Source organism: Ideonella oryzae, from assembly GCF_024055665.1.
GTDB classification, from domain to species: Bacteria; Pseudomonadota; Gammaproteobacteria; order Burkholderiales; family Burkholderiaceae_C; genus Ideonella; species Ideonella oryzae.
The window spans coordinates 145,048-166,449 of sequence record NZ_JAMXMC010000008.1 but is presented as its reverse complement, the minus strand read 5'-3'; the positions used below and the strand labels follow the sequence as shown (position 1 = coordinate 166,449).

General features: G+C 67.7%; 20 protein-coding genes. 10 read left to right on the top strand and 10 right to left on the bottom strand.

Annotated elements, in window-relative coordinates:
- Window positions 1-30 precede the first annotated feature (30 nt).
- On the top strand, window positions 31-924 hold the full coding sequence (locus M0L44_RS15020) for a beta/gamma-crystallin (RefSeq protein ID WP_252770628.1): 894 nt from the start codon (window positions 31-33) through the stop codon (window positions 922-924).
- Between the two features lie 106 nt (window positions 925-1,030).
- A complete protein-coding gene (locus M0L44_RS15015) occupies window positions 1,031-1,255 on the top strand; it encodes a YMGG-like glycine zipper-containing protein (RefSeq protein ID WP_252770627.1) in 225 nt (74 codons plus the stop codon).
- A gap of 23 nt (window positions 1,256-1,278) precedes the next feature.
- Here the strand turns inward: M0L44_RS15015 and M0L44_RS15010 are convergent, their stop codons facing one another.
- Together M0L44_RS15010 and M0L44_RS15005 are read right to left on the bottom strand one after the other, a co-directional pair.
- On the bottom strand, window positions 1,279-3,309 hold the full coding sequence (locus M0L44_RS15010) for an NADPH-dependent 2,4-dienoyl-CoA reductase (RefSeq protein WP_252770626.1): 2,031 nt from the start codon (window positions 3,307-3,309) through the stop codon (window positions 1,279-1,281).
- Window positions 3,310-3,457: 148 nt separating this feature from the next.
- Window positions 3,458-5,008, bottom strand: coding sequence for a methyl-accepting chemotaxis protein (locus tag M0L44_RS15005; protein ID WP_252770625.1), 1,551 nt, complete (start codon window positions 5,006-5,008; stop codon window positions 3,458-3,460).
- 142 nt (window positions 5,009-5,150) lie between these two features.
- Here M0L44_RS15005 and M0L44_RS15000 point away from each other — a divergent pair, with 142 nt between their 5' ends.
- Both M0L44_RS15000 and ftsH read left to right on the top strand, forming a co-directional pair.
- A complete protein-coding gene (locus M0L44_RS15000) occupies window positions 5,151-5,369 on the top strand; it encodes a SlyX family protein (protein ID WP_252770624.1) in 219 nt (72 codons plus the stop codon).
- A 55-nt stretch (window positions 5,370-5,424) separates the two neighbouring features.
- Window positions 5,425-7,266, top strand: coding sequence for an ATP-dependent zinc metalloprotease FtsH (ftsH, locus tag M0L44_RS14995; protein WP_256490295.1), 1,842 nt, complete (start codon window positions 5,425-5,427; stop codon window positions 7,264-7,266).
- Between the two features lie 12 nt (window positions 7,267-7,278).
- Here the strand turns inward: ftsH and M0L44_RS14990 are convergent, their stop codons facing one another.
- Window positions 7,279-9,291 (bottom strand): peptidase U32 family protein, encoded by a 2,013-nt coding sequence (locus M0L44_RS14990; RefSeq protein WP_252770623.1) that lies wholly within the window; start codon window positions 9,289-9,291, stop codon window positions 7,279-7,281.
- A gap of 205 nt (window positions 9,292-9,496) precedes the next feature.
- Here M0L44_RS14990 and M0L44_RS14985 point away from each other — a divergent pair, with 205 nt between their 5' ends.
- Window positions 9,497-10,774: a hypothetical protein gene (locus M0L44_RS14985; RefSeq protein ID WP_252770622.1), complete on the top strand. Its 1,278-nt coding sequence runs from the start codon at window positions 9,497-9,499 to the stop codon at window positions 10,772-10,774.
- Window positions 10,775-10,970: 196 nt separating this feature from the next.
- On the top strand, window positions 10,971-11,420 hold the full coding sequence (locus M0L44_RS14980) for a MerR family transcriptional regulator (protein ID WP_252770621.1): 450 nt from the start codon (window positions 10,971-10,973) through the stop codon (window positions 11,418-11,420).
- On the opposite strand, the gene M0L44_RS14975 is transcribed toward M0L44_RS14980, so the two are convergent.
- A complete protein-coding gene (locus M0L44_RS14975) occupies window positions 11,417-12,019 on the bottom strand; it encodes an EcsC family protein (protein WP_252770620.1) in 603 nt (200 codons plus the stop codon). The genes M0L44_RS14980 and M0L44_RS14975 overlap by 4 nt on opposite strands.
- Window positions 12,020-12,125: 106 nt before the next feature.
- On the opposite strand from M0L44_RS14975, the gene M0L44_RS14970 reads away from it, so the two are divergent.
- The 3 genes from M0L44_RS14970 to upp all read left to right on the top strand — a co-directional run bounded on the left by M0L44_RS14970 (window position 12,126) and on the right by upp (window position 14,463).
- Window positions 12,126-12,905: a heparan-alpha-glucosaminide N-acetyltransferase gene (locus M0L44_RS14970; RefSeq protein ID WP_252770619.1), complete on the top strand. Its 780-nt coding sequence runs from the start codon at window positions 12,126-12,128 to the stop codon at window positions 12,903-12,905.
- Window positions 12,906-13,000: 95 nt separating this feature from the next.
- Window positions 13,001-13,789, top strand: coding sequence for a 23S rRNA (guanosine(2251)-2'-O)-methyltransferase RlmB (gene rlmB, locus M0L44_RS14965; protein ID WP_252770618.1), 789 nt, complete (start codon window positions 13,001-13,003; stop codon window positions 13,787-13,789).
- Window positions 13,790-13,821: 32 nt separating this feature from the next.
- Window positions 13,822-14,463, top strand: coding sequence for a uracil phosphoribosyltransferase (upp, locus tag M0L44_RS14960; protein WP_252770617.1), 642 nt, complete (start codon window positions 13,822-13,824; stop codon window positions 14,461-14,463).
- Window positions 14,464-14,494: 31 nt separating this feature from the next.
- Here the strand turns inward: upp and M0L44_RS14955 are convergent, their stop codons facing one another.
- The 5 genes from M0L44_RS14955 to M0L44_RS14935 are packed head-to-tail and all read right to left on the bottom strand — an operon-like array spanning window position 14,495 to window position 17,528.
- A complete protein-coding gene (locus M0L44_RS14955; RefSeq protein ID WP_252770721.1) occupies window positions 14,495-15,025 on the bottom strand; it encodes a chromate transporter in 531 nt (176 codons plus the stop codon).
- 5 nt (window positions 15,026-15,030) lie between these two features.
- A complete protein-coding gene (locus M0L44_RS14950; RefSeq protein WP_252770616.1) occupies window positions 15,031-15,636 on the bottom strand; it encodes a chromate transporter in 606 nt (201 codons plus the stop codon).
- Window positions 15,633-16,640, bottom strand: coding sequence for a D-2-hydroxyacid dehydrogenase family protein (locus M0L44_RS14945; protein ID WP_252770615.1), 1,008 nt, complete (start codon window positions 16,638-16,640; stop codon window positions 15,633-15,635). Before M0L44_RS14945 ends, M0L44_RS14950 begins: the two co-directional genes overlap by 4 nt.
- A gap of 59 nt (window positions 16,641-16,699) precedes the next feature.
- Window positions 16,700-17,152 carry a hypothetical protein gene (locus tag M0L44_RS14940; protein ID WP_252770614.1) on the bottom strand — a complete coding sequence of 151 codons (453 nt, stop codon included), beginning with the start codon at window positions 17,150-17,152 and terminating at the stop codon, window positions 16,700-16,702.
- 1 nt (window position 17,153) lies between these two features.
- Window positions 17,154-17,528: a hypothetical protein gene (locus M0L44_RS14935; RefSeq protein ID WP_252770613.1), complete on the bottom strand. Its 375-nt coding sequence runs from the start codon at window positions 17,526-17,528 to the stop codon at window positions 17,154-17,156.
- A 325-nt stretch (window positions 17,529-17,853) separates the two neighbouring features.
- Between M0L44_RS14935 and acnA the strand changes: the two genes are divergently transcribed.
- On the top strand, window positions 17,854-20,601 hold the full coding sequence (acnA, locus tag M0L44_RS14930) for an aconitate hydratase AcnA (protein WP_252770612.1): 2,748 nt from the start codon (window positions 17,854-17,856) through the stop codon (window positions 20,599-20,601).
- Between the two features lie 16 nt (window positions 20,602-20,617).
- On the opposite strand, the gene M0L44_RS14925 is transcribed toward acnA, so the two are convergent.
- Window positions 20,618-21,391, bottom strand: coding sequence for a fumarylacetoacetate hydrolase family protein (locus M0L44_RS14925; RefSeq protein WP_435526427.1), 774 nt, complete (start codon window positions 21,389-21,391; stop codon window positions 20,618-20,620).
- Window positions 21,392-21,402 lie beyond the last annotated feature (11 nt).

The following is a 21,402-nucleotide window of genomic DNA, read 5'->3' as shown; positions in this document are numbered from 1 at the left end:
CGGGACCGGCGGAGAAAGGGGAGCAAAGCGATGTTCAAGCCTTGGATGGGAGCGGTGGCCGTGTTGCTGGCCACCTCGGCGGCACACGCCGACGTGACCCTTTATCAGGACGACAACTTCCAGGGACGATCCTTCGCCTCGTCGGGCGAGATTGCCGATCTGAAGCGGCTGCAGTTCAACGACAGGGCCTCGTCGGTGATCGTCCACGGCGAGCGCTGGACCCTGTGCAGCGATGCCGAATTCCGAGGACAGTGCGTCAGTCTGGCACCGGGCCGCTACCCCACGCTGCGTGCAATGGGCCTCAATGACCGCCTCTCCTCGCTGCGCCCGGAAGGGGGCGGCTGGGGCGGTGGCTGGGGTCAGGACGGCCAGGGCACGGTGGTGCTCTACGAGAACGACGACTTCAATGGCCGTTCACTCGATGCCAGTCAGGGCGTCGACGACCTGCAGCCGCGCGGGTTCAATGACCGCGTGTCCTCGATCGTCATCCGGCGCGGGCTCTGGGAGTTCTGCAGCGATGCCGACTACCGGGGCCAGTGCATCACATTGGGTCCAGGACGTTACCCGAACCTGCGCACCTGGAGCTTGAACGACAAGCTGTCTTCGGTGCGCCGCGTCAACGGCGGTGGGACCGGGGCCACCGGTGGCCAGTGGTCGGCCATCCAGCTCTACGAACACGCCGACTTCGGTGGCCGCAGCCTGGATGCCTCTCGAGGCGTGGATGACCTCGGTCGCACGGATCTCAACGACCGCATCAGCTCGGTCGTGATCCGCTGGGGCCGTTGGGAGCTCTGCAGCGATGCCTACTTCCGGGGACGCTGCATCACCCTGGGCCCAGGCCAGTATGCGGACCTGCAACGCTGGGACTTCAACGACACCTTGTCCTCGGTCCGCCCCGCTGGCTGGAGCCCGTCGAACGACTGATCGACGCTGTGTCGGCATCGTCCGACAACACGTCGCGCCGTTGCCTGATGGGAAGGGCGCCTGGTGGCAGCGAAGCTGTGTTCATGGTTTTGACGAGGAGTACGCCATGAACAAGGCTTCCATTTTCCGTGGGGTCGCGGTGTCGGCCCTGGTCCTGTCGACCTTGTCGCTCACGGCCTGTGCCGGCATGAGCCAGCGATCCAAGGACACCGCCGTGGGGGCGGGGCTGGGTGCGGTGGCCGGATCGGTGATCACCGGTGGCACCACGGCCGGCGCCATTGGCGGAGCCGTCATCGGTGGTGTCATCGGCCACGAGAACGGCAAGAAATAAGCGCGGCGGCGCAGCGGACCTCCTCAGAGGCTGGCACCCAGCCGAACGCCCTGGTCGATGGCCCGCTTCGCATCCAGTTCGCCGGCTTCCTGCGCGCCACCGATCACATGCACCCGCATGCCGGCGGCCTCCAGGGGCTGCTGCAGCATGCGAATGGATTCCTGGCCAGCGCACAGGACCACGGTGTCCACCTCCAGCCAGCGCAGGTTTTCCCGGCGCTCACCGTCGGAAATTTGCAGACCCGGGTCGCCGATGCGCTCATAGTTCACCCCCCCGACGAAGCGCACCCCCCGCTGCTTGAGCGAGGCCCGGTGGATCCAGCCGGTAGTCTTGCCCAGGTTGGCTCCCAGCTTGCCGGGCTTGCGCTGCAACAAGGTGATGTCGCGTGGTGAAGGGTGCACGGGCAGAGGCTCGGGCCGCAGGCCGCCGCGGGCCAAGGCCGGGTCGGTGACGCCCCATTCGGCCAGCCATGCCGGCAGATCCAGCGCGCTCGACTTTCCGCTCTGGCTCAGGTACTCGGCCACGTCGAAGCCGATGCCCCCAGCGCCGATGATGGCCACCCTGTCGCCCACCGGGGCGCCGGAGAGCACGTCCACATAGCTCAGCACCTTGGGGTGATCCTGCCCGGGAATGCGTGGGTTGCGCGGCTGCACCCCGGTGGCCAGCACCACCTCACGGAAGCCGTCGTGCACCAGTTGCTCCGGTTGCGCGCGGCGTCCCAGGTGCAGGTAGACCCCCGTCACCTCCAGACGCCGGTGCCAGTAGCGCAGCATCTCGTGGAACTCCTCCTTGCCAGGCACCTGCTTGGCCAGATTGAGCTGCCCGCCGATGTCCTGCGCCGCCTCGAACAGATGCACTTCGTGCCCACGCTCGGCCAGGGTCGTCGCAGCGGCCAGCCCTGCCGGCCCGGCGCCGACCACCGCCAGCCGCCGCGACTGATGGACCGGCAGAATGCGCAGCGTGGTCTCGTGGGCGGCCCGGGGGTTGACCAGACAGCTGGCCTCCTTGTTGGCAAAGATGTGGTCCAGGCAGGCCTGGTTGCAGGCAATGCAGGTGTTGATCTCGTCGGCCCGTCCCTCGTGGGCCTTGCGTACGAAATCGGGGTCGGCCAGCAGGGGCCGGGCCATCGACACCATGTCGCCATAGCCTTCCGAAAGCAGCACCTCGGCGGTCTCCGGGGTGTTGATGCGGTTGCTGGTGACCACCGGGATCGTCAGCTCCGTCTTGATCTTCTTGCTCAGCCAGGCAAAGGCCGCGCGGGGCACGCTGGTGGCGATGGTGGGCACCCGGGCCTCGTGCCAGCCGATGCCGGTGTTGATCAACGTGGCGCCAGCGGCCTCCAGCGCCTTGGCCAGTTGGACCACTTCGGCCCAGTTCGAGCCCCCCGGCACCAGGTCGATCAGGGACAGCCGGAAGATGAGGATGAAGTCGTGCCCCACCGCCGCCCGGATGCGCCGGACGATCTCGACCGGAAAGCGCATGCGGTGCTCGTAGGCGCCGCCCCATTCGTCGTCGCGCTGGTTGGTGGCCGCCGCGAGGAACTGGTTGATGAGGTAGCCCTCGCTGCCCATGATCTCGACCCCGTCGTAGCCCGCCTCGCGGGCGAGCACGGCGCAGCGGACGAAGGCGCGGATCTGACGCTCCACACCGGACGTGCTCAACCCACGGGGCCGGAAAGGTGAAATGGGCGAGCGCAGGGCTGTGGGCGCCACGGCCAAGGGGTGGTAGCCATAGCGTCCGGCATGCACGATCTGCAGGGCGATCTTGCCGTCTTCGGCATGGACCGCATCGGTCACCACCCGATGCCGCCGCACGCCGGCCTGTGAGGCGAGCATGCCCGAAAAAGGCTTGAGCCAACCGACCAGATTGGGCGCAAAGCCACCGGTGACCATCAGACCCACCTCACCGCGAGCACGCTCGGCGAAATAAGCTGCCAGCCGGCTCAGGTCACGGCCATCTTCCAACCCCGTGTGCATGGAGCCCATCAGGACCCGGTTCTTCAGCGTGGTGAACCCCAGATCCAGGGGCTGCAGCAGGTGAGGGTATCGACTCATCGTGGCGAGGCAGACGGAAGCAGGCAGAAAAATGCCATGGTGCAGTGTGCACCTTCCCTCTGTCGATCACTGTCCGTCCGGCGCCACAGACCCTGTGCACCTGACCGTGTGCACCTGACCGTGCCAGGGCGGGGCGGGCGCCCCGGGCTCAGAAGTTGAAGACCTGCACCGAGCGCCGCAAGGCCTCGGTGCGTCGATGCAGCACCTCCACTGCGGCAGCGGTCTCCTCCACCAGGGCCGCGTTGGCCTGGGTCATCCGGTCCAGTTCGGCGACAGCCACATTCACATCGTGCACGCCAGAGGACTGTTCCGCCGTCGCCGCGCTGATCTTTCGGATCATCTCGCCCATGCGCTGCACTTCGGAAACGGTGCGGGTGACGGTCTGGCTCGCATCGGCCACCTGCACGGCGCCGTGCTCCACCTGTTCGACGGACTGCCCAATGAGCGCGCGGATCTCGGTGGCCGCCTCACCACTGCGACGAGCCAGGGCCCGAACCTCCCCGGCCACGACGGCAAACCCGCGGCCTTGCTCACCGGCACGGGCCGCCTCGACCGCCGCATTGAGCGCGAGGATGTTGGTCTGGAATGCCAGGCTCTCGATGATCTGCACGAAGCTGGCCACCTTGTGCGAGGCCTGTTCGATCTGCCCGATCGTCGCGCCGACCCGCCCCATGGCCTCGCCACCCGAGGTGGCTGCCGAGGCAGTTTCGAGGCTGTGGTGCTGCACCTGAGCCGCTGTCTGGGCGGTCTGCTGAACCGTGCCGGCCATCTGTTCCATCGAGGCCGCGGTGCGTTGGACGGCACTGGCCTGCGCCTCCGTGCGGTCCGAGAGATCCTTGCTGCCCTGGGCGATCTCGCCGATGGACTGGGTGGTGCCCGCCACCTCGTCGCGGGCGTCGCCCATCACCGCACGCAGGTTCATCTGGATGTGACTCAGTGCGCGGGTCAGCCCGCTCAGGGGATGGGGGTGGACCTGTTCGATCTTGGTGGCCAGGTTGCAGCTGGCGAGGTCGTTGGCAAACTGCTCTGCCAGGTCGATGCGGTGCTGGATGCTCTGGCGGAACCAGCTCACCATCCCCAGTGTGCCCAGCGCGGCAGTCACCCCTGCGGCCAGCAGCGGCGCCGCCGGCACCAGTGCCGCCACGGCCAACATGCCCCCCGTCACCATCGCCATGCCTGCGCCCAGGCGCTGAGAGAGAGAGAAGCGGTGGAGCTTGGCTGGCACATCCCGCAGCCCCAGCAGACGCACCCGTCCCGCATGCAACTTCAGGGTGTGGCGGCCGGTCTCCCGCTCCCGTGCGATCTGGGCATACAGGGCCTCGGCCGCCTGGATCTGATCGGGCCCGGCTTTCTCCCGCACCGACATGTAGCCATGGGGCTTGCCGCTTTTCATGATGGGCACCACGTGGGCCATGACCCAGTAGTGGTCGCCATTCTTGCGGCGGTTCTTCACCACGCCCGACCAGGGACGACCCCGTCCGATCGTGGACCACATGTCCTTGAACGCCTCGGCCGGCATGTCCGGGTGGCGGATCAGGTTGTGCGGCTGATGGATGAGTTCGTCATAGCCATAGCCACTGACCTCGACAAAGGCCCGGTTGCAATGGGTGATGCGGCCCTGGACATCGGTGGTGGACACCAACATGGTGTCGTCAGCCATCGTGTACTGCTTCTGGGAGACAGGCAGGTTGACGCGCATCTCGAAACTCCTGGTGAACGCGATTCAGTGGCCTGCACAGCGCAGACGAATGCGGCGGCACCACTGTACGGTGCAGCCCAGTGACGCCAAGATGCAATAAGCTGTCGGGATTCACCTCAATTTCCCTGTGAGTCCTTCCACCATGTCCTTGCCGGACGACACCCAGCGACGGCTGACCGATCTGGAGGTGAAGTTCAGCTTCACCGAGGATCTGCTCGAGCACCTCAACATCACCGTGGCCAGGCAACAGGAGCAGATCGACCTGCTGCTGCGTGAGTTGCTGCAACTGCGCCGCCAATCGGCCGGCGACGACGCCACGTCCTTTCGCAGCCTGCGCGACGAGATTCCCCCGCATTACTGAATGCTGCCCATCCGCTGGGCCTCCGTGGCCCCGGCCGAGCGCACCGGACATCCCCATGCCCATCAACCAGAAACACACCTGGAACCTGAGCTACTGGTTCATTGCGGCGCTGATGCTGCTCACGCTGCAGGACCTGTGGCAGAGCACCCGCGAGGTCGAGGCGGTGCCCTACAGCGCCTTCGAGCAGGCGCTGGCCGACGGCAAGATCGCCGAAGTCCAGGTGACCGATCGGCAGCTCACCGGCAAGCTCAAGACGCCCCAGGGCAGCAAGCTGCTGCTGGTGACCAACCGGGTGGAACCCGACATCGCCGAGCGGCTGGACCGCTACCACGTGCCCTACAGCCGGGTGATCGAGAGCACGCTGCTGCGCGACCTGCTGTCCTGGATCGTGCCGGCCGCGGTGTTCTTCGGCCTGTGGTTCTTCGTGTTCCGGCGCTTTGCCGACAAGGCCGGCGGCGGCCTGGGCGGCTTCATGTCCATCGGCAAGAGCCGGGCCAAGGTCTACGTGCAGACGGACACCGGCGTGACCTTTGCCGACGTGGCCGGCGTGGACGAAGCCCGGGCCGAGCTGGCCGAGGTGGTCGAGTTCCTCAAGCACCCGGGAGACTTCGGCCGCCTGGGCGCCCATGTGCCCAAGGGCGTGCTGCTGGTCGGCCCGCCGGGCACCGGCAAGACCCTGCTGGCCCGGGCGGTGGCCGGCGAGGCCGCGGTGCCGTTCTTCTCGATCTCCGGCAGCGAGTTCGTCGAGATGTTCGTCGGCGTGGGCGCCGCGCGGGTGCGCGACCTGTTCGAGCAGGCCCGCGCCCAGGCCCCGGCCATCATCTTCATCGACGAGCTCGACGCCCTGGGCCGCGCCCGCGGCGCCTTTCCCGGCTTGGGGGGGCACGACGAGAAGGAGCAGACGCTCAACCAGCTGCTGGTCGAGATGGACGGCTTCGACGCCCAGACCGGGTTGATCATCCTGGCTGCCACCAACCGGCCGGAGATCCTGGACCCGGCGCTGCTGCGGGCCGGCCGCTTCGACCGCCAGGTGCTGGTGGACCGGCCGGACAAGAAGGGACGGCTGGACATCCTGAAGGTGCATGTGCGCAAGGTGACGCTGGCGCCGGACCTGAAGCTCGACGAAGTGGCGGCGCTGACGCCGGGCTTCTCGGGCGCGGACCTGGCCAATCTGGTCAACGAAGCCGCCCTGGTGGCCACCCGCCGCCAGGCCAGTCAGGTGACGCTGGATGACTTCACCGCCGCGGTGGAACGCATCGTCGCGGGTCTGGAAAAGCGCAACCGCCTGCTCAACCCGAAGGAGCGGCAGACCGTGGCCGTGCACGAGATGGGCCACACCCTGGTGGCCCTGGCCCAGCCGGGTACGGACCCAGTGCACAAGGTCAGCATCATCCCGCGTGGCATCGGCTCGCTGGGCTACACCATCCAGCGGCCCACCGAGGACCGCTACCTGATGACCAAGGCCGAGCTCGAACGCAAGATGGCGGTGCTGCTGGGCGGCCGGGCGGCCGAGATGCTGGTCTTCGGCGAACTCTCCACCGGCGCCTCGGACGATCTGGCCAAGGCCACGGATCTGGCCCGCGAGATGGTGATGCGCTACGGCATGGATGCCGAACTGGGCTTCGTCGCCTACGAATCGCCGCGCAACCGCATGCTCGAGGGCGGGGAGGGCGCCGTGCCGGAGGCCGCCGCCGCCCATGTGTCGGAACAGACCCAGGAGCGCATCGACCAGGCCATCCGGGCTCTGGTGATGGGGGCCTTCGACCGGGCCACAGCGCTGCTGACCGCGCACCGCGCCCTGCTGGACCAGTGCGCCGCCGAACTGTTGCAGCACGAGACCCTGGACGAGGCCGCGCTGCGCCGGCTCACGGCCGGCCTGACGCCCGCGGCGACCTGATGCCGGACGGGCTCAGCGGGCCGGGTGCGGGGCTGGTCGGGTCTTGTAGAACTGGATGGGCACGCCCTCACGGGCGGCCTGCTTCTCGGCAGCACGGGCCTGGTTGAGCACGTTCTTCTTCATCCGGCCCACCACGTGCATCTCGCAGGGCTTGCAGTCAAAGCGCAGGGTCAGCACTTCGTCGCCATTCTGGATGGTCAGCGGCTCGGCCCGCAGCGTGCCCTGCACACCGGTCACGCCCTTGGCCTGCTTGGGGCACAGGCTCAGCGAGAAGCGCACGCAGTGCTTGGTGATCATCAGGCTGGCGTCGCCCAGGGCCTCGTGGCTCTCGTAGGCCGCCTCGATGATCTTCACGCCGTGCCGGGCATAGAAGTCGCGCGCCTTCTGGTTGTAAACGTTGGCCAGGTAGCTCAGCGTGTCCTCGGGGTAGGGCACCGGCGGCTCCACCGGCGCGCGGCGCGGCAGGCGCTCCCGGCAGGCTTCGCGTTCGGCCTCCAGCGCTGCGATGGCGTCCCGGCGCAGCGCGTTGAGCGCCCCGGCCGGCAGGAACCAAGGCTGGCGCAAGGCCAGCGTGATCTCACCCGCCACGAAGATCGTGGTGCCCAGCTTAGCCAAGCCTTCACGCAAGGCTGCCTCGGCCCGCTCGAGCTGCTGGGCCGCCTCGTGGGCATGGGCCAGTTCCACCCGGGCATGGTGGCCGTCCTCGTCGGTGACCGAGAGCGCGAATCCTTCTCGCGTTTCCGCCAGATGCAGGTCCACCGCCACGCGCCGGTCGCTGCTCTTCTTGCGCAGCAGCCGGTCCCAGGCCATGTCCCGGTTGCGCATCAGCACGGTGCCGCGGCGCAGGTCCTTCAGCTCAGACAGCGGATCCTTGGGCACCACCCGGAAGCACCGCCCGCTGGCATCCAGCGGCTCGGCCGTGTTGACCGGCACACCGCGCAGTTCCTGCTGCAGGTCGAACCAGGTGATCGCATCGCCGTTGTTGAGCGGGCCGACGCCTTCGTCGAGTTCCACCTCCAGGTGGTCCACGCCGACACGGGCAACGTGCCCCAGCGGCAGGCCGGCATGCTTGGGGGTGTCGAAGGCGCCGATGTCCTGCTGGCGCCCCTGCACGAAGTAGTCGGTGCTGCCGCGGTTGAAATTGCGGTCCGGGTCCGGCGTGAACAGGAAGGTGGTGCGGCCGCTGGACGCACGGCTCAGCCCCGGGCGCCCCTCCAGCACCTCGTCGAGCAGTTGCCGGTAGTGGGCGGTGATGTTCTTCACATAGCCCATGTCCTTGTAGCGTCCCTCGATCTTGAAGCTGCGCACCCCGGCATCCACCAGGGCGGCCAGGTTGGCCGACTGGTTGTTGTCCTTCATCGAGAGCACGTGCTTCTCGTGCGCCACGATGCGCCCTTGGTCGTCGGTGACCGTCCAGGGCAGGCGGCAGGCCTGGGAGCAGTCGCCCCGGTTCGCGCTGCGCCCGGTCTGGGCATGGCTGACGTAGCACTGGCCGGAATAGGCCACGCACAGCGCACCATGCACGAAGAACTCGATCACCGTGCCCGCTGGCTGGGCCTGGGCCACCGCCTGGATCTGGGGCAGGGTCAGTTCCCGGGCCAGCACGATCTGCGACAAGCCCGAGTTCGCCAGGAAGGCCGCCTTCTCGGGGGTGCGGATGTCGCACTGGGTGCTGGCATGGAGCTGGAGGGGGGGCAGGTCCAACGCCAGTAGGCCCATGTCCTGGATGATCAGGGCGTCCACCCCGGCCTCGTAGATCTGCCAGGCCATGCGGCGGGCCAGTTCCAGTTCATCGTCGCGCAGGATGGTGTTGAGCGTGACGAAGATCTTGCTGTGAAAGCGGTGGGCATGCCGCACCAGGCGCTCGATGTCCTGGATGGGGTTGCCCGCGGATGCGCGCGCACCAAAACCGGGCCCACCGATGTAGACCGCGTCCGCCCCATGGTTGACCGCCTCGATGCCGATCTCGGCGTCGCGGGCAGGGGAAAGCAGCTCAAGCTGACGGTGACGCTCAGGATGAATCATGGGCCGGCATGGTAGCGGGTCAGATTTCCCGTCCCCCGACGAGGGGATGAGGATGCCAATTCCGTGACGGTTGTCACCATCGGACTCCCCTCATCCTTGGGGGATGGCCCTTTCTTCTCCAGACGCCCGGCCTGCATACTCCTATACGAGTTGTTACATAAACCTGCGCGCTTGGCGTCGGGTTTGTCCGAAGCCCGAGGTACCCATGATCGATGTCAAAACGCCGCCCCTCTCATCCGGACGCCGCTGGGCCCAAGCCCTGAGTGTTGTCGCCCTGGTCTGGGCGGCCGCAGGGGCCCACGCAGGTTCTGAAGTCCAGGTCACCAGCGCGAACATCATCGACTTCGAATTCGACTGGGGGCGGGATGGGGTGGACTGCCCCCGCTGCAACCAGGGTGCAGGCAATTCGCGGCTGGCCTTTGTCGACAGCAACAAGCAGCTGTGGGTGGCTGCCGTCGACCCGGCCACCGGAAGCTTCCTGCCAGCCAGTGGCATGGGCCAACTGGTGGACAGCCGTGCCGCACCGCCTCAGGCCTACCTCAATGGTCCGGAGTGGGTGCGCTCGGCCCTGGGGTCGCAGATTGTCTTCACCCGCTACCAGCCGGGCATGTTCCCGTCCAACCAGTCTGCGGGCCTGGCCACGGCCACGGACGCTGGCAACGGCACCTGGTCTGTGGCGATGCTGGGCACGAGCCTGGGCAAGGTGAATCCAATGGGTTCGACCGACCCGACCGACGCCCAACCGACGCTCCATTACCAAAACACGTCCACCTCCTACGCCTACAGCCGTCTGGAGAACATCCCGAGCAGCGAACTGCCGATCACCGTCAGCGGGCAGGGCGATGCCAGTTCGTTCCGCCGTTCCGTCGATGGGCTGGACAAGGTCGTGGTGTCGGGCAAGGCCAGCAATGGCTACTACCAGATCTATTTTTACGACCCCGTCACCGGGGTCAGCGACCAGATCACACACGAAAAGGTGAACTTGAAGGGCGCCCTGGTGTGGCGGGCACCCGAATATGACGGCGACTACGTGATGGCGGCCGTTCAAAACGGCGTGGCCATCGTGATCTACCGCCGCACGGCCAATGGCGATGGCACCTTCACCTGGAACAAGATCATCAAGCGCCAGCTGCCTTCGGCCACACCCTACGCCTGGTCACCCGAGTTCTTCATCCACAACGGCAAGTCCTATGTGTTCTTCCAGATGAACACCTCGTCGAACTGGAACGATTACACCAAGCCCAATCTGCTGGCGATGATGGGCATCACCGACGACTCCTCCCAGATCCAGAAGCTGGTGGCCAGCGGTGCCAAGTCCCGCGCCCGCACCGACCCGGAGTACTTCGTCACGGCGCAAGGGCCGTTCATTTATTACAACCGCTATGCCTACGATGGCGCCACGCTGACCTCGGAAGGCATCTGGCGAGTGGACACGGGCCTCGGGCCGGCGGTGGCACCCACCGTGAGCCCGAAGACCCGTTAGACGTCGCACACCTCGGCATCTCAGGCGGGCAGACTCGGCGTAGGGCTGGGGCATGGCGTTGCAGGCAGCCGACTCCGGCATAGGGGAGCGCCCTCTCCGCAAATATGCTGATAGGAGATTTCCCTGCAGTTGCCTAGTATCACAGTCATGCCTGCGGACAGCGGGGGTCTGCGGGGAACCTTCAGGTGCACTCGGCATGATCCATCCTGACAGCGCGCAGCCAGCGACAGAGACACCGACAGAAGGTGTGGCGGCCAGAGAGCCGGCAGAGTCCTTGTTCGGGATCACCGAGTTGTGTCGAGAGTTCGGCATCACTCTGCGGGCCATCCGCTTCTACGAAGACAAGGGGCTGCTGCAACCTCGGCGCATCAATGGCTCCCGGGTGTACAGCCAGCGCGACCGGGCCCGGTTGATGCTCATTCTGCGGTCCAAGTCCCTGGGAGCCTCCCTGGCGCAGATCCGACACTACCTGGATCTGTACGATGCGCCAGACCTCAACGAAGTTTCCAGCCTCCGCGCAGCCGAGGACGAGCTTCTGCAGACCCTGACCGAACTGGAGCGCCAACAGGCGGACATTGGCGCCACCCTGACCGAGTTGCGCAACATCCACCTCCAGGTGCAGCAGCGTCTCGGGGCCCGCACCTAGGCTGTTTCTCGGGCGACAGGCGCCTCCTTGGCTGGCGCCTGAAACAGCGAGATGGCTGTCTGCGCCACCTGCCGGGTGTCCAGCCAGGCATAGACCCCCACGCCCGCAGCACCCACCAAAGGCACCCAGCGCGACGCACCGCGCCGCGCCACCTTCTGGGTCAGCTTCAACCCAACCGCTTGGGCCACCCGCTGCAGCAGGACGCCGGAGGCTTCCTGCACCAGCCAGCGGTCGGTCGCCCGGGCAAGCAGATCCCGCACGGCCTGTGCCGCGGCGTGCCTGAACAGGCAGTAGAGCATCTGCTCGCGCGTCGGGGCATGCCGAGCCCCATACAGGGCGGCAATGTCGGACACCATCTGCGCCTGGATGCGCCAGACCGCCAGCAGCTCAGGCAGGATGGTCAGCCAGCCAGCGGGGCCCGTGGGCAGCGCCAGCCCACCGGCCGTCAGCGCGGCCTTGGCTGCCGCCACCCGCGTGACCCGGCTTGCGGCAGCCTGCGGCGCGTCGCTGGCCTCCTCCCGGGTGGGCGGCACCTGCGCAACCAAATTGAGGATGGCGTCGGCCAGCTTGTCGCTGACCGAAAACGAACTCTCACCCATGGATGGCCCCCAGCATCTTGTGCTGATGGATTCTCGCAACAGGCCGGAGTTCCGGCCGCGCCCGTGCAATCCCGCAACAGTCAGACAAAAGAGTCGGGCTATCGTCATGCCCGTGCCAAGCCTCTCCCCCTCCTCAAGACCCGCGAGCCGGTTCGATCGGCTGGATGCGCTGCGCGGTGTCGCCATCCTGTGGATGGCCACCTTCCACTTCAGCTTCGACCTCAATCACTACGGCCTGCTGACCCCTGCCCAGCACTTCCTGAGCGATCCCTTCTGGACCCTGCAGCGAACGGGCATCGTGTCCTTGTTCCTCTTGTGTGCGGGCCTGGGACAGGCCGTGGCCCTGCAGGCAGGCCAGGGCTGGAAGCGTTTCTGGCGGCGCTGGCTGCAGGTGGCCGGCTGCGCGGCCCTGGTGTCCGCTGGCTCGGCAATGATGTTTCCGCAGAGCTGGATCAGCTTTGGCGTGCTGCACGGCATTGCGCTGATGCTGCTGCTTGTCCGGCTGACAGTGCCCCCGCTGCAACGCCTGGCCGGCGCCACCGCCATCCCGCTGCTGTTCATCCTTGGCGGGCTGGCCTGGTTTGCACCGGGCTGGCTGCAACATCCCTTCTTCAACACCCGCTGGTGGAACTGGACCGGCCTGATCACCCAGTTGCCCTACACCGAAGACTATGTTCCCGTGCTGCCCTGGCTGGGGGTTTTGCTGACCGGTGTCGGCCTGGGCCTGCTGCTGCTGACGCACCGACGCGACTGGCTGACCGGCCCGATTCCCGCCGTCTTGCAGCCCCTGGCCCGGCTGGGGCGCTGGTCGCTCACCTTCTACATGCTGCACCAGCCGGTGCTGATCGGCGGCCTGCTGGCCTGGCTCGCCTTCGTGCATGTGTGAGCGGCGGGCGGGCAAGCTGGTAGGCTAGCGGCCTTGCCTGCGGCACACCTGCCGCCTGGCGCCAGCTTCGGAGCCCCTGTGCGGGCTGATTGCTCATGTCCTCCCTACGCGTTCTCTACGGTTTCCACGCCGTCACCGTGCGGCTCAAGACCGCCCCTGAATCCATCACCGAACTCCACATCGACGCCAAGCGCCGGGATGCCCGCATGCGCGGCTTCCTGGAGCGAGCCCGGGAGGCCGGCATCACCGTGGTCGACAGCGACGATGAGCGCCTGAGCAAGATGTCCGGCGGCCCCCGCCACCAGGGCGTGGTGGCCCGTGTCACGGCACTCAAGCCACGGCACTCGCTGGACGAGGTGCTGGAGGAGGTCGAAGCCGCCGGCGTCGACAAGGCCCTGGTGCTGGTGCTCGATGGCGTGACCGATCCGCACAACCTGGGCGCCTGCCTGCGGGTGTGCGACGGGGCGGGCGCCCATGCCGTCGTGGCGCCCACCGACCATGCCGTGGGCATCAACGCCACCGTGGCCAAGGTGGCCTCCGGTGCGGCCGAAACCGTGCCCTACCTGATGGTGACCAACCTGGCCCGTGCCCTGGTGGAGATGAAGGAACGTGGCGTGCGCATCATCGGCGCCAGCGACGACGCGGAACACACCCTCTATGAGCTGGACCTGACCGGCCCGGTTGCCTTGGTGCTGGGGGCCGAGGACAAGGGCATACGGCAACTGACCCGCAAGACCTGCGACGCGCTGGTGAGCATCCCGATGGCGGGCGCCGTGGAAAGCCTGAACGTCTCGGTGGCGGCGGCAGTCTGCCTCTATGAGGCCCGGCGCCAGCGCAGTGCAGCCTCTGCCGCGGCAGGTGAGGGCGAGGACGGCCTACACTGAGGGCTGTTGTTCACCACTGGATACCGTCTGCCATGCCTGTCATCGCCGTTGCCCACCCGCTGGTCCGTCACAAAGTCGGTCTGCTGCGTGAAGCGGACATCTCGACCAAGAAGTTCCGCGAGCTCACCGGCGAAGTGGCCCGTCTGCTGGCTTACGAGGCCACCGCAGACTTCCCGCTGGAGAAGGTGACCATCCAGTGCTGGAGCGGCCCGACCGAGGTGGACCAGATCGCCGGGCGCAAGATCACGGTGGTGCCCATCCTGCGCGCCGGTCTGGGCATGCTCGATGGCGTGCTCGACATGATCCCCAACGCCAAGATCAGCGTGGTGGGCCTGGCCCGCGACCACGAAACCCTACAGCCGGTGCATTACTTCGAGAAGTTCGTCGGCCAGCTGGAGCAGCGCACCGCGCTGATCGTCGACCCGATGCTGGCCACCGCCGGCTCGATGATCGCGACCATCGACCTGCTCAAGCGCCGCGGCTGCAAGGACATCCGCGCGCTGGTGATGGTGGCGGCCCCCGAGGGCATTGCCGCCCTGGAGAAGGCCCACCCGGACGTGCGTTGCTGGACGGCTGCGGTCGACAGCCACCTCAACGAGGATGGCTACATCATCCCGGGCCTCGGTGACGCCGGCGACAAGATCTTCGGCACCAAGGACGAGACCACCCGCTGAGCTCCCGCCGGGCTGGATCCGGGGAGGGGCTTCAGACCCAGCCCAGGATGCCCGCCACCGCGCCGACGGCGATCAGCCAGATCGGCGACACCCGGGTGCGCCAGCTCAACAGCAGGCTGCAGCCCATCAGCAGTAGGGCCACGGGCTGGTCCTGCAGGGGCTGAACGAGCAGGGCGCCGGACACGATCAAAAGTCCCAGCGTCACCGGCACCATGCCGGCGATGAAGGACTTCACGCCGCGGCTGTCGCGGTGCCGGGCCCCCCAGCGTGTCACGGCCAGGGTCAGGGCGGTGCTGGGCAACAGCATGCCCAGCAAGGCCACCATGGCACCGGGCAGACCGCCCGCGGCATAACCCACCACCGGGATGAACATCAGGTTGGGGCCAGGCGAGGCCTGCGCCAGGGCCACGGACGAAGTGAAGTCGGCGCTGCTGAGCCAGCCACGGTCGACCACCACATAGCGCTGCAGCTCGGGCGCCGTGGCCATGGCGCCGCCGATGGCCAGCAGCGACAACATCAGGCAGTGCAGGAACAGCGCCCACAGCCCGGCAGCATCCAGCATCCCGGTCACGGTGCGGTCTCCTGGGAGGCCGCATCGGCGCGCGGGCTCAGGCGGTGCCAGGCCATGGCGCAGGACACACCACCCACCAGCCCGATCACCAGAACCAGCGGCCAGCGCCACCAGCCGGTGGCCAGCGCCACCGCCACGGTCACCGGTATCCAGCGGGTACGCCCCAGCGGGTTGCGGCGCAGGGCGGGCAGCAGCTTCAGGGCAATGGCCATGACCAGCCCGGCCGACACCGCCCCCATGCCACGCACCGCGCCAGCCACCGCAGGATGGGCGGCAAACTGCTGGTACAGCGCGGCGGCCACCAGCACCAGCACCAGGGGCAGAAGAAGCATGCCCGCAAGGGCCGCCAGGGCGCCCCGCAGGCCGAAATAGCGGTCCCCCACCATCAGGGACAGATTGACCACGTTCGGTCCGGGCAGCACCTGGCCGATCGACAGCAGCTCGGCAAATTCCTCGACGCTCAGCCAGCCCAGCCGCTCGACCAGCTCGCGCTGGGCAATGGGCAGCACCCCACCGAAGCCCATCAGGGACAGGCGGGAAAAGGCCAGGAACAGGTGCAGGCTGGAGCGCGGGCGCGGGCCGGCCTGCTCGCCAAGGGTCAACGCAACACCTTCAAGGCATCCGGATTGACAATGTTGGTGGGCGTGCCGTTGCAGAAGTTGGCGACGTTCTCGAAAGCCTCGGAGAAGTACTGCTCGTAGTTGTCCTGCTCGACATAGCCGATGTGCGGGGTGCACACGGCGTTCTCCAGCCGCAGCAGGGGATGCCCCTGCAGGATGGGCTCGCTCTCGAACACATCGACCGCCGCCATGCCGGGTCGGCCGCGGTTGAGGGCGGCCACCAGCGCGGTGTCCTGCACGAGCTCGGCGCGCGAGGTGTTCACGAACAGGGCCGTGGGCTTCATGCGGCCCAGGTCGTCCAGCGTCACCACGTGGCGGGTCTGGTCGGACAGGCGCAGGTGCACGCTCAGCACATCGCTGTCGGCAAACAGGGCCTCACGGCTGTCGAAGACGGCCCAGCCATCGGCCCGGGCACGCTCGCGGCCTTCGTCGCTGGCCCAGATGCGCACGTCCATCCCAAAGGCCCGCCCGTAACCCGCCACGATGCTGCCGATCTTGCCGTAGCCCCAGATGCCCAGCACCCGGCCTCGCAACTGCACGCCCAGGCCGAAGTTGGGCGGCATGGAGGCCGATTTCAGTCCTGACTGTTGCCAGGCGCCGTGCTTGAGATTGCCGATGTACTGGGGCAGGCGGCGCATGGCCGCCATGATCAGTGCCCAGGTCAGCTCGGCCGGCGCATAGGGCGAACCATGCCCCTCGGCCACGGCGATGCCCAGGCGGGTGCAGGCTTCGACATCGATATGGGAACCCACACGGCCCGTCTGGGCAATGAGCCGCAGCTTGGGGAGCTTCTCGAGCAGAGCGCGGGGAAACTGCGTGCGCTCCCGGATGGCCACCAGGACTTCAGCATCACGCAGGCGGACAGACAGCTGCCCCAGGCCCTTCACCGTGTTGGTGAACACCTTGGCGTTGAGGTGCTGCAGCTTGTCCGCGCAGCGGAGCTTGCGCACCGCGTCCTGGTAGTCGTCGAGGATGATGATGTTCACCCTCGGGATTGTGCCTTGATGCCGGGCATTGCCGGCAAGCAGCTGTCAGCGGAAACCGCTCAGCGCCAGGCCTGCAGGGCGGTGTCCACCGAGGAACTGAAAGCCCAGGCCTGGTGGCGGGCGCCCGGGCGGACGGACGTGGAGGAGGAGCGGCCCCGCACCTGGTCAATCAGGGTGTCCAGGCTGCGGTAGAGGTCAGCGCGCAGCCCGCGCGACCCGGCATCGTCGTGCCGCAGGACGGAGAGCACGGGTCCGCGCAGCAACCACAGGTCCAATGGCTCGTGGGCCTGGCGCACCTGCTGGCGCAGCCAGTCGCCCTTGCGGCCCTTGATCGGATCCACCGCCTTGAGAAACACCTGTTTCATCTCGACAAAACCGCGCCGGGCGGCCAGACGGGCGGCTCGGTCGGCCGGCAGTCCATAGTCGGACGGCTCGAATTCGCTGTCGGTCACGTCGCTGTCGAACTCGAAGGCCTCGCTCGGCAGGGTGTCGGCGAAGGCAAGGCTGCTCACGTCAGAGGAAAAGACTGGAATGGGCATGATGCTCGCTCGTCGTGGCGTGACCCATGGCACGGGCCGGGAAATGTCGGTTCACGGGAACCAGCCGTCGGTCGGCCTCGGCCTGGTCCAGGTGGAATGCAATCAGTTGGTACAGCTCGGTGCGCAGGTGCCACAGCTCCCGCAGCGACACGGTGTAGCCGGCACGCAGACGCAGGTCCTGAATGGCATCACCGTGGAGATCGCGCATCGCCGCACAGAAATCCCGGCGGGCACGCTCCAACAGGTTGCTGACTTCCCTGGACTGGCCCACGCGCTGCAGCAGGGCCTGCCAGATCGGCTCAGCTTCATCGTCCGGGGCCTGGGGCAGCGCAGGCAACTGGATCTCCACGCGCGGCTGTGTCACCGCTGCCGCGGCCCGGCGCCGGAACCATCGATCAAACCAAGGTGTGGCGGTCATGACTGCAATGTCGGAGTGAGCCCACGGAACATGAGGACATTTTTCAGGCAAGCCCTTGGTGGCAATGGCGCGAAAAGCCGGCTCCCCCGGGCCTTCTTCGCTGCCACGCGAGGCGGCGGCCGGTCGCGAGACCGCCCTCTGTCAGGGGCGTCGCCGGGTGTCATCACGTCCCGGCCCCGGCAGGCGTAAGCTCAGCGCTTGTCCCGCCCGGCGAGGCCCGGGGACAGGGACTGACCCAGAACAAGGAGCCACGTCGATGAGCAGTCTGTCCGCATTCCCCTCTTCGCACCCTTTTGCCAAGACCCTGGACACCTTCGAGACGGCGTCCGGCAAGTCCGGGCGCTTCTATTCGCTGCCCAAGCTGGCACGCCAGTTCCCGAACGTGAAACGGCTGCCGGTGTCCTTGCGCATCGTGCTGGAGGCGGTGCTGCGGCACTGTGATGGGCAGCGGGTGACGCGTGAGCATGTGCAGCAACTGGCCCAATGGCAGCCCAACGCCCCGCGCAACGAGGAGATCCCCTTCGTGGTGGCCCGGGTGGTGCTGCAGGACTTCACCGGCGTGCCGCTGCTGGCCGACCTGGCCGCCATGCGCAACGTGGCGGCCGAGCTGGGCAAGCCGCCCACGGCCATCGAGCCCCTGGTGCCGGTGGACCTGGTGGTCGACCACTCGGTGATGATCGACTACTTCGGCAGCAAGAAGGCGCTGGATCTGAACATGAAGCTGGAGTTCGAGCGCAACCGCGAGCGCTACGAATTCATGAAGTGGGGCATGCAGGCCTTCGACACCTTCGGCGTCGTGCCCCCGGGCTTCGGCATCGTCCACCAGGTGAACCTGGAATACCTGGCCCGCGGCGTGCACAAGACCGGCCCCAAGGGCGACAAGCTCTACTACCCGGACACCCTGGTGGGCACCGACAGCCACACCACGATGATCAACGGCATTGGCGTGGTGGGCTGGGGCGTGGGCGGCATTGAGGCCGAAGCCGGCATGCTGGGCCAGCCGGTCTACTTCCTGACGCCGGACGTGGTGGGCGTGCACCTGACCGGCCGCCTGCGCGAAGGCGTGACGGCCACCGACCTGGTGCTCACCATCACCGAGCTGCTGCGCAAGCAGAAGGTCGTGGGCAAGTTCGTCGAGTTCTTCGGCGAGGGCACGGCCAGCCTGACGGTGCCCGACCGCGCCACCCTGGCCAACATGGCCCCGGAATACGGCGCCACCATGGGCTTCTTCCCGGTGGACGAGCGCACGCTGGACTACTTCCAGGGCACCGGCCGCAAGAAGGGCGAGATCGAGGCCCTGGAAGCCTACTTCCGCGCCCAGGGCCTGTTCGGCGTGCCGGGCGAGGGCGAGATCGACTACTCCGAGGTGGTGACGCTGGACCTAGAGTCGGTGACGCCTTCGCTGGCCGGCCCCAAGCGCCCGCAAGACCGCATCGAGATCACGCATCTGTCCAGCCGCTTCACCGAGCTGTTCTCGGCCCCGGCCAGTGCCAACGGCTTCAACCAGCCGGCCGAGAAGCTCGACCCCGCCTTTGCCACGAGCGATGGCACCGAACTGCACAACGGCGACGTGCTGATCGCCGCCATCACCTCCTGCACCAACACCTCCAACCCCAGCGTGATGCTGGCGGCCGGCCTGCTGGCCAAGAAGGCCGTGGAGGCGGGCCTGACGGTGGCGCCGCACATCAAGACCTCGCTGGCCCCGGGCTCGCGCATCGTCACCGATTACCTCACCCGCACCGGTCTGCTGCCCTACCTGGAGAAGCTGGGCTTCAACGTGGCGGCCTATGGCTGCACCACCTGCATCGGCAACGCCGGCGACCTGACCGCACCGATCAACGAGGCCATCACCAGCAACGACCTGGTGGCCTGCGCCGTGCTGTCGGGCAACCGCAACTTCGAGGCCCGCATCCACCCGCTGATCAAGGCCAACTTCCTGGCCTCGCCGCCGCTGGTGGTGGCCTACGCCATTGCTGGCAACGTCCGCAAGGACCTGATGACCCAGCCCCTGGGCCAGGGCAAGAAGGGCAAGGACGTCTACCTGGGCGACATCTGGCCCGGCAGCGAGGAGATCGACAAGCTGCTGCGCCACGCCATGCGGCCCAAGACCTTCCGCGAGAACTACGAGCAGGTGGGCGCCAAGCCGGGCAAGCTCTGGGAGCAGATCCAGGGCAGCACCGGCGAGGTCTACCCCTGGCCGACCAGTGGCTACATCGCCCGCCCGCCGTTCTTCGACGGCTTCGAGCAGACGCCCACCCCGCGTGAAGCCACAGTGCAGGGCGCTCGCATCATGGCGCTGTTCGGCGACTCCATCACCACCGACCACATCTCGCCGGCCGGCTCGATCAAGCCCGATTCCCCGGCCGGCCGTTACCTGCAGGAACTGGGCGTCAAGCCGGTGGACTTCAACAGCTACGGCTCACGCCGGGGCAACCACGAGGTGATGATGCGCGGCACCTTCGCCAATGTGCGCATCAAGAACCTGATGCTCCCCGCGGCCGAGGACGGCAGCCGGGTGGAAGGCGGCTACACGCTGATGCAGTTGCCCGGCGAGACCCAGGGCCAGCGCATGGCCATCTACGACGCCGCCATGGCCTACCAGGCCGCCGGCGTGCCCACCGTGATCTTCGCGGGTGAGGAATACGGCACCGGCTCCAGCCGCGACTGGGCGGCCAAGGGCACCCGGCTGCAGGGCATCCGCGCGGTGGTGGCGCGCAGCTTCGAGCGCATCCACCGCAGCAACCTGGTCGGCATGGGCGTGCTGCCGCTGCAGTTCCAGGGCAGCGACAGCTGGTCCACGCTGGGGCTGACCGGCACCGAGGTGATCGACATTCGCATCGAGGGTGAACTGCTGCCGCAGCGCCATGCCACCCTGGTCATCCACCGGGCCGATGGCAGCACGCAGGAGGTGACGCTGACGCTGCGCATCGACACCCCGATCGAGGTGGAGTACTACCGCCACGGCGGCATCCTGCCCTACGTGCTGCGGCAGCTGCTGGCCTGAGCGCCCCGGGGGACGCTCAGAAGCGCAGCGACACCTCGCCCAGGCCGTCGAAGGCCACCGTGACGGCATCGCCGGCCTGGGCGGGCAACAGGCCCACCCAGCTGCCGGTGGTCACCACGGTGCCGGCGGGCAGCACGGCACCCTCGCGCGTGGCGTGGCGCAGCCAGGCCGTCAGCACCGCCGTGGGCCGGCCCAGGGGGTGGGTGCCGCGGCACTCGAACGGGGCCGCCGAGCCGATCTGCACGCGGACCGCTTGCGCCGCCCAATCCCGCGCCGGCTCGAACGGCCGCCAGTCGCCCAGCACCAGTGCCCCATGCGACTGCCCATCGGCCAGGCGCAGCAGCGGCGCGGCATCTGGGCCGTCCCGCCAGCGGGAATCGACCACCTCGACCGACACCGCCATTGCATCGACCAGGGCCGCGGCGGCGGCCTCATCCAGTGAAGCGGCCCGCGCCACGTCCACCGCGCTGCCCAGGCGCAGAGCGATTTCGGCCTCGATGCCGCGGCTGTGCAATGGCAGGCTGCCCAGATCAACCGGGCTGTGGCGCACGCCAGCCGGCGGCAAGGGCGCATGGGTGATGGTGTCCGGCGTGCCGCCGCCGGACTTCCAGGCCAATGCCGGCACCGCGCCCCACCAGCCCAACTGGCGGCCGACGGCGTGCTGCACCGCATAGCCCTCGTCGGGGGTGCTCAGGGCCTGGGCCAGGCAGCGGTTGTCGGCGGGCTGGTGCTTGCGGTGGGCCGCGCACAGCGCGGCCACCACCTCGGTGGCGGTGGGGGTCAAGGTCATGTTGGAATGGA

What these genes read in the sequence shown, in the direction of transcription:
- M0L44_RS14985 (WP_252770622.1), top strand. Translation starts at nt 9,497, where the DNA reads ATGATCGATGTCAAAACGCCGCCCCTCTCATCCGGACGCCGCTGGGCC.
- M0L44_RS15005 (WP_252770625.1), bottom strand. Translation starts at nt 5,008, where the DNA reads ATGCGCGTCAACCTGCCTGTCTCCCAGAAGCAGTACACGATGGCTGAC.
- M0L44_RS15020 (WP_252770628.1), top strand. Translation starts at nt 31, where the DNA reads ATGTTCAAGCCTTGGATGGGAGCGGTGGCCGTGTTGCTGGCCACCTCG.
- M0L44_RS14990 (WP_252770623.1), bottom strand. Translation starts at nt 9,291, where the DNA reads ATGATTCATCCTGAGCGTCACCGTCAGCTTGAGCTGCTTTCCCCTGCC.
- M0L44_RS15010 (WP_252770626.1), bottom strand. Translation starts at nt 3,309, where the DNA reads ATGAGTCGATACCCTCACCTGCTGCAGCCCCTGGATCTGGGGTTCACC.
- rlmB (WP_252770618.1), top strand. Translation starts at nt 13,001, where the DNA reads ATGTCCTCCCTACGCGTTCTCTACGGTTTCCACGCCGTCACCGTGCGG.
- M0L44_RS15000 (WP_252770624.1), top strand. Translation starts at nt 5,151, where the DNA reads ATGTCCTTGCCGGACGACACCCAGCGACGGCTGACCGATCTGGAGGTG.
- M0L44_RS14970 (WP_252770619.1), top strand. Translation starts at nt 12,126, where the DNA reads ATGCCCGTGCCAAGCCTCTCCCCCTCCTCAAGACCCGCGAGCCGGTTC.
- M0L44_RS14980 (WP_252770621.1), top strand. Translation starts at nt 10,971, where the DNA reads ATGATCCATCCTGACAGCGCGCAGCCAGCGACAGAGACACCGACAGAA.
- upp (WP_252770617.1), top strand. Translation starts at nt 13,822, where the DNA reads ATGCCTGTCATCGCCGTTGCCCACCCGCTGGTCCGTCACAAAGTCGGT.
- ftsH (WP_256490295.1), top strand. Translation starts at nt 5,425, where the DNA reads ATGCCCATCAACCAGAAACACACCTGGAACCTGAGCTACTGGTTCATT.
- M0L44_RS14925 (WP_435526427.1), bottom strand. Translation starts at nt 21,391, where the DNA reads ATGACCTTGACCCCCACCGCCACCGAGGTGGTGGCCGCGCTGTGCGCG.
- acnA (WP_252770612.1), top strand. Translation starts at nt 17,854, where the DNA reads ATGAGCAGTCTGTCCGCATTCCCCTCTTCGCACCCTTTTGCCAAGACC.
- M0L44_RS14955 (WP_252770721.1), bottom strand. Translation starts at nt 15,025, where the DNA reads ATGCTGGATGCTGCCGGGCTGTGGGCGCTGTTCCTGCACTGCCTGATG.
- M0L44_RS14975 (WP_252770620.1), bottom strand. Translation starts at nt 12,019, where the DNA reads ATGGGTGAGAGTTCGTTTTCGGTCAGCGACAAGCTGGCCGACGCCATC.
- M0L44_RS15015 (WP_252770627.1), top strand. Translation starts at nt 1,031, where the DNA reads ATGAACAAGGCTTCCATTTTCCGTGGGGTCGCGGTGTCGGCCCTGGTC.